Source organism: Vibrio sp. V39_P1S14PM300 (assembly GCF_009904765.1).
Taxonomy (GTDB): Bacteria; Pseudomonadota; Gammaproteobacteria; order Enterobacterales; family Vibrionaceae; genus Vibrio; species Vibrio proteolyticus.
Map to the genome: position 1 here is coordinate 1 of NZ_WXWP01000390.1, position 4,962 is coordinate 4,962.

Here is a 4,962-nt window from a genome sequence, read left to right on the forward strand (position 1 = left end):
TTACCAGAGTGATGACATTGGAACTATTTTCAACAGAATTTTTGGGTAAGTCTCTGCGTCTGGAGGGCTCAATGGCCGGATGGCAGCAACTTTTTTGGGATAACAATCTTGTTTCTCAATTGGATGCGGATGCTGAGCGCGGACACCAGAGTTTTCATCAATTTAACCTGATTGCCGGGGAGCACGAGTTGGTGTGCGCTGTCGATGTCAGTTTGAACTGGCAACCCTTTATTATTGAGTATTCTGCGACGGTTAATGGAGAGACAGTATGCCAGGGCACGAGAAACGAAAAAGACATTGAACGTCAGACTCCGCACACACCGCCACCCAGCGAAAAACGCTTTAGTCTGATTGGTCTGATTTCTCTGGGAATGAAAGCCCTGAAAAGCGCGAAATTGATTAAAGTCGTTCTCGCTTCCGCGAGCTTAGCGGCATATTCCTGGTTATTTTCCTTTCAGTTTGCTTTAGCGTTAATCGCGTGTCTGGTATTCCATGAATACGGACATATTCGTGCCATGAAATACTTTGGTATGCAAACCAAAGGCATCTATCTCGTCCCTTTTCTGGGCGGGCTGGCATTATCAGATGAGAAAATTAACACACGCTGGCAAGATGTGGTGATTTCCATTATGGGGCCTTTGTTCGGCCTGATATTGTCGCTTTTGCTGATGGTTGCCTACTGGGTGACTGGCAACCTGTTTTTCGCTGGGCTTGCCACGTTTAACGCTTTTCTAAACCTGTTTAATTTACTGCCGATTTTGCCACTTGATGGCGGTCATGTATTAAAAAGTATCAGTTTTTCAATGAATAGCGTGGCTGGGATTGTGATCTGTGCGCTTGCCGCAGTGGGAGGTGTGATACTGAGCTATTCGCTGGGGCTGACGTTATTTGGCTTTTTGCTGATCATGGGCAGCATCGAAATCTTTTTGGAGTGGCGGGGGAGACACCATAGTCACCTATTACCACTGGATCGTTACGGCCAAATAGTCTCCACCGTGTGGTACATCGGGCTGGTTGCCGCATTGGTTGGCATTGTCTGGTATTTCGCTTCGACGGGCGATGCTTTGTTGTCTCTGCCAATGCAGATACTTGGCACATAAACAAAAAGAGGGAGCGGACAGCTCCCTTTTTTGACTAGCCGCAGTTAGGATGCGACGCATTATATGCGGGTAACTTTTTGATTGTATCCTGTAAGTCTTTAATCCGTGTACTGTGGGAAGGGTGTGTTGAAAGCAGCTCCGGAGGCTGCTTACCACCCGAGGCTTTATCCATGTTCTTCCATAATTCAATACTTTGGTTTGGATTGAAGCCCGCTTTGGCCATGAGATCCAGCCCCATTACATCGGCTTCCGACTCTTGAGTCCGCCCATAAGGGAGGATCACTCCGTACTGAACACCAACTCCGAGTGCCGCCATCGTTAATCCTTTGTACTGAGCGTAATTGGAAGCGCCGAGAGCAACGCTGGTGATCTGCAACCCGGTGTTAGCGAGTTGGCTTTGTGACAGCCTTTCGTTGCTATGCTCAGCCAAAACGTGGGCGATTTCATGGCCAATAACGGTGGCGAGTTGGTCTTCATTTTTAGCCACGCCCAGTAGCCCGGTGTATACGCCGATTTTCCCCCCTGGGAGGGCAAATGCATTGACCTGTTCACTGTCAAACACGACCACTTCCCAGTTTTGGAATCCGGCTTGTGGTGGAACTTGAGACGTTACCGCTTTCGCAACACACTGGACATACGCATTGGTCTTCGCATCTTTACTGATCTTTTGATCCTGTTTCATTTGTTCGAATGATTGAGAGCCTAACGAACTCATATCTTGATCAGAAAACAGCAATATTTGGTTTCGTCCAGTTGGAGAGGCACTGCACGCAGTCAAGCCTACTGCTCCCGCCAACACCGCTAGCTTTGTCCATGTTTTCATGGCAGTCTCCATATGCAATTCACTTTTGGACAATCATAACATCTTGTTAGAATAGACAGAAATACCATAAGACGGACAAAACGAATGAGTATCTGGAAACGTCCTATCAGTCTGGAACGTCTGAACGCTACAAACAAAAATACGATGATGGAGCATCTTCAGATCGTCTACACCGACATCGATGAAGAAAGCATCTCTGCGATGATGCCTGTGTGTCATTTCACTCATCAACCTCTGGGAATGCTGCATGGTGGCGCATCGGTTGTATTGGCTGAAACGCTGGGCTCTGTTGCTGCAAATTTCTGTGTGGATGACGACAATTACTGTGTTGGGTTGGATATTAATGCTAACCACATTCGTTCGATGCGATCTGGTTACGTCACTGGAACTGCGAAACCTATCCACATCGGTGTGTCGACTCAGGTTTGGCAAATTGAGATCACTGATGAGCGTAGTCGCTTGGTGTGTACCAGTCGTCTGACTATTGCTGTCAAAAAGACTCGCAACGCGAAACAGCAACTTAAGGTGTAACTATGGTCATTGAGTTTTCATCTGGCAAAGTTATTGTGACTGTCCATGAAGTGGTTATCCGCCTGGCTGGCGATCACCGAACGACATTGCATGCACAAACCGATGCGATTCAATTGATTGGACGCGGTGCGAACGTTATTTCTGCGGTCGGGAGTGAAACCAAGTGGTCGATTAAGCTTGATAACGAACAACAACTGCGCGATATCGCCACTGAGATCGGGTGTGATATTGAGTAATTTCCGGCACTTATTGCATAACCGGACTAAAATAAGGAAACTAGAGTAAATTATAACTAACGTGAGTTTTCCTCTTTATGGGAAGTCCAAGATTAAGAGTCCAGTTTGAGACTTTATTTGAGCACTATGACGGAAAAGATTGTGGTGTTCAGTTGGAAGAAATTACCGATATTCTGTTTTGTACCCGTCGTAACGCCCGTATCGTACTGAACAAAATGGAGGAAGAAGGGTGGATTGAGTGGCATCCTTCTCCAGGACGGGGAAAACTCTCGCAACTGATTTTTAAGCGTAGTCGGACGGATGTCAGTGAAAACCTGGCGCGGCGTTACCTGGAAGAAGGAAAAATCGGTCAGGCCTTGAGGGTGTTGGATGACGACCCAGCCAAATTGGCCCAGGTTGTTGAAAGCTATCTTGGTGTTCAGCATCAAGAAGGCTTACAAGTGGTTAGGCTACCTTACTACCGACCACTGTCGATGCTGAACCCGTACAAACAAATGCGCCGTTCAGAGCAACACATTGCCCGTCAGATATTCAGTGGGTTGACTCGCCTGGACGAAAGCGAACAGTTACAACCCGACTTAGCACATAGCTGGGAGCAAATCAGCGCCATTCATTGGCGTTTTTATATCCGGCCCGGGGTGCGATTCCATAACGGCCATCTGCTGTCTGTCGATGTCATAAAAAGTAATTTCGAAACATTAAAAACCACGCGCTTGTTTGATCATATTGATACCGTTGACTCACCGTCTGAGTGGGTTGTCGATATCCATCTGAGCAAGCCAGATCATGCTTTACCACTTATGTTGGCAGAAGCGTGCGCCAAAATATTACTTCCTGAATCTGAACGAGCAGAAAACTTTGATCAGTTTCCGATTGGCACAGGGCCGTATAAAGTTATTCAAAATGACGAAAAGCGTCTGATTTTACAGGCATTTGATAGCTACTTCGGTTTTCGTCCATTGCTCGACCGTGTGGAAGTTTGGGTGATTGATGAAGTGCATTCGTCCATGATTTTCCCAAGTTTAAGCAGCCCGATTAAACCGGAAGGGAATGCGTTCAGTGACGAGGTCGACCTCGATCCTGGTTGTACTTATCTGTTGTTGAACCGGAAAAATGGTGCCGCCGCGGACGATAGCTGGGCATCGTACTTATGTAATAAACTCAATACGCTTAACCTGTTCAGGCAGCTTCCGCAAGACAAGATCGTGGAGCTGGGGGTACTTCCTGCTCACGGGTTAAAACCGGGCTGGTATCACCAAACACTGGCTGACGACAATGTTTTGCCGCCAGGGGTGAAGAAAATCACCATTGCTTATCACGGACAACACCCGATGTTTCCTACATTGGTTAAATTGATCGAGAGCACTCTGCGAAGAGATCGTCTCGAGGTGGAGTTGATCAAATATGATCTGACGGTTGCAGATACGCGAGATGTAGATATCTGGATTAAACCGATGGGGATCGCAAATCACAGAGACGACGCGTTAGCTGGTTGGCTGCTCGACTACAGTGATATAGAAGCTCTAAGTAAACCGGAGGATTTTGAATATTGGTCGACGCTGGTGGATGAATGGCGTGCGAAGGCACACACGCTCTTTCCAGCTAAGGCGCTGGCGAAGTCACTGGTCGAGCAGATGCAAATTGTTCCTATGTTTCATTGCTGGCTTGGAGTCAGCAAAGATCAGTGTGGCTCTCTGCAAAATGCAAAATGTAACGCACTTGGTTGGTTTGATTTCAGCCAGGTATGGGTAAAACCGGAACTATTGGGAGGGCAGTTGGATGGCAAAGCCAAACAAGAAACAACCAACGAAAACGGTTAATATCTTTTGCAGTCAATGCAAAACCCAACTTTATAAATACCGGAAAGGGGGAAAGGGCGCGCTGGTAAAGTGCTTTATTGAGCGAATTGTTTATGACTATACAAAAATGCCTTGTATCTGCCCGGGATGCGGACTGGAATTTGCTCGGCAAACTCTGATCCGTGGGACGCCTGCCTTTAAAATGGTGGGCGGGAAAGTCACCATGAAATAGTTAATTTTTGTAGCGTTTTGTGCGACTTCTGCCAGAGGATAAATGTTGAAAATAGGAACCTCATAGTGCTTTTTGATCTACGTCGATAAAAATCGTAAAAATCTCGTTAACAGGTATCTTATTTTTGTAAAGGTGTTAGACTAACCTTGTTTCTAGTTAGAAGCCCTTAATATTACTGTCCATACTGAGGTGTTGCTCATGGAGCTAGGTCTAATAATCGCTTTCATCATTGCTTCTGCTG

General features: G+C 46.6%; 6 protein-coding genes. 5 read left to right on the forward strand and 1 reads right to left on the reverse strand.

The genetic code is table 11. From position 1 onward, the window contains the following. Positions 1-17: 17 nt before the first annotated feature. Positions 18-1,100: a site-2 protease family protein gene (locus CAG65_RS20270; RefSeq protein ID WP_161454785.1), complete on the forward strand. Its 1,083-nt coding sequence runs from the start codon at positions 18-20 to the stop codon at positions 1,098-1,100. Positions 1,101-1,134: 34 nt separating this feature from the next. Here the strand turns inward: CAG65_RS20270 and CAG65_RS20275 are convergent, their stop codons facing one another. Then, the gene (locus CAG65_RS20275) at positions 1,135-1,923 is read right to left on the reverse strand and encodes a M48 family metallopeptidase (RefSeq protein ID WP_161454786.1); all 789 of its coding nucleotides are present in this window, start codon (positions 1,921-1,923) and stop codon (positions 1,135-1,137) included. A gap of 84 nt (positions 1,924-2,007) precedes the next feature. Between CAG65_RS20275 and CAG65_RS20280 the strand changes: the two genes are divergently transcribed. From CAG65_RS20280 to CAG65_RS20295, 4 genes are all read left to right on the forward strand, one after another. After that, complete coding sequence (locus CAG65_RS20280; RefSeq protein ID WP_161454787.1) at positions 2,008-2,454, forward strand: hotdog fold thioesterase; 447 nt, start codon at positions 2,008-2,010, stop codon at positions 2,452-2,454. Between the two features lie 2 nt (positions 2,455-2,456). Beyond that, positions 2,457-2,690 (forward strand): DUF3389 domain-containing protein, encoded by a 234-nt coding sequence (locus tag CAG65_RS20285; protein ID WP_161454788.1) that lies wholly within the window; start codon positions 2,457-2,459, stop codon positions 2,688-2,690. Between the two features lie 77 nt (positions 2,691-2,767). Then, on the forward strand, positions 2,768-4,510 hold the full coding sequence (locus CAG65_RS20290; RefSeq protein ID WP_021705289.1) for an SgrR family transcriptional regulator: 1,743 nt from the start codon (positions 2,768-2,770) through the stop codon (positions 4,508-4,510). Further along, positions 4,470-4,721 (forward strand): hypothetical protein, encoded by a 252-nt coding sequence (locus CAG65_RS20295; protein ID WP_021705288.1) that lies wholly within the window; start codon positions 4,470-4,472, stop codon positions 4,719-4,721. Before CAG65_RS20290 ends, CAG65_RS20295 begins: the two co-directional genes overlap by 41 nt. The last annotated feature ends 241 nt before the right edge of the window (positions 4,722-4,962 follow it).

Excerpts from the sequence above, each read along its gene's own strand:
- CAG65_RS20275 (WP_161454786.1), bottom strand. The coding sequence starts at position 1,923 with ATGAAAACATGGACAAAGCTAGCGGTGTTGGCGGGAGCAGTAGGCTTG.
- CAG65_RS20280 (WP_161454787.1), top strand. The coding sequence starts at position 2,008 with ATGAGTATCTGGAAACGTCCTATCAGTCTGGAACGTCTGAACGCTACA.
- CAG65_RS20285 (WP_161454788.1), top strand. The coding sequence starts at position 2,457 with ATGGTCATTGAGTTTTCATCTGGCAAAGTTATTGTGACTGTCCATGAA.
- CAG65_RS20290 (WP_021705289.1), top strand. The coding sequence starts at position 2,768 with ATGGGAAGTCCAAGATTAAGAGTCCAGTTTGAGACTTTATTTGAGCAC.
- CAG65_RS20295 (WP_021705288.1), top strand. The coding sequence starts at position 4,470 with ATGGCAAAGCCAAACAAGAAACAACCAACGAAAACGGTTAATATCTTT.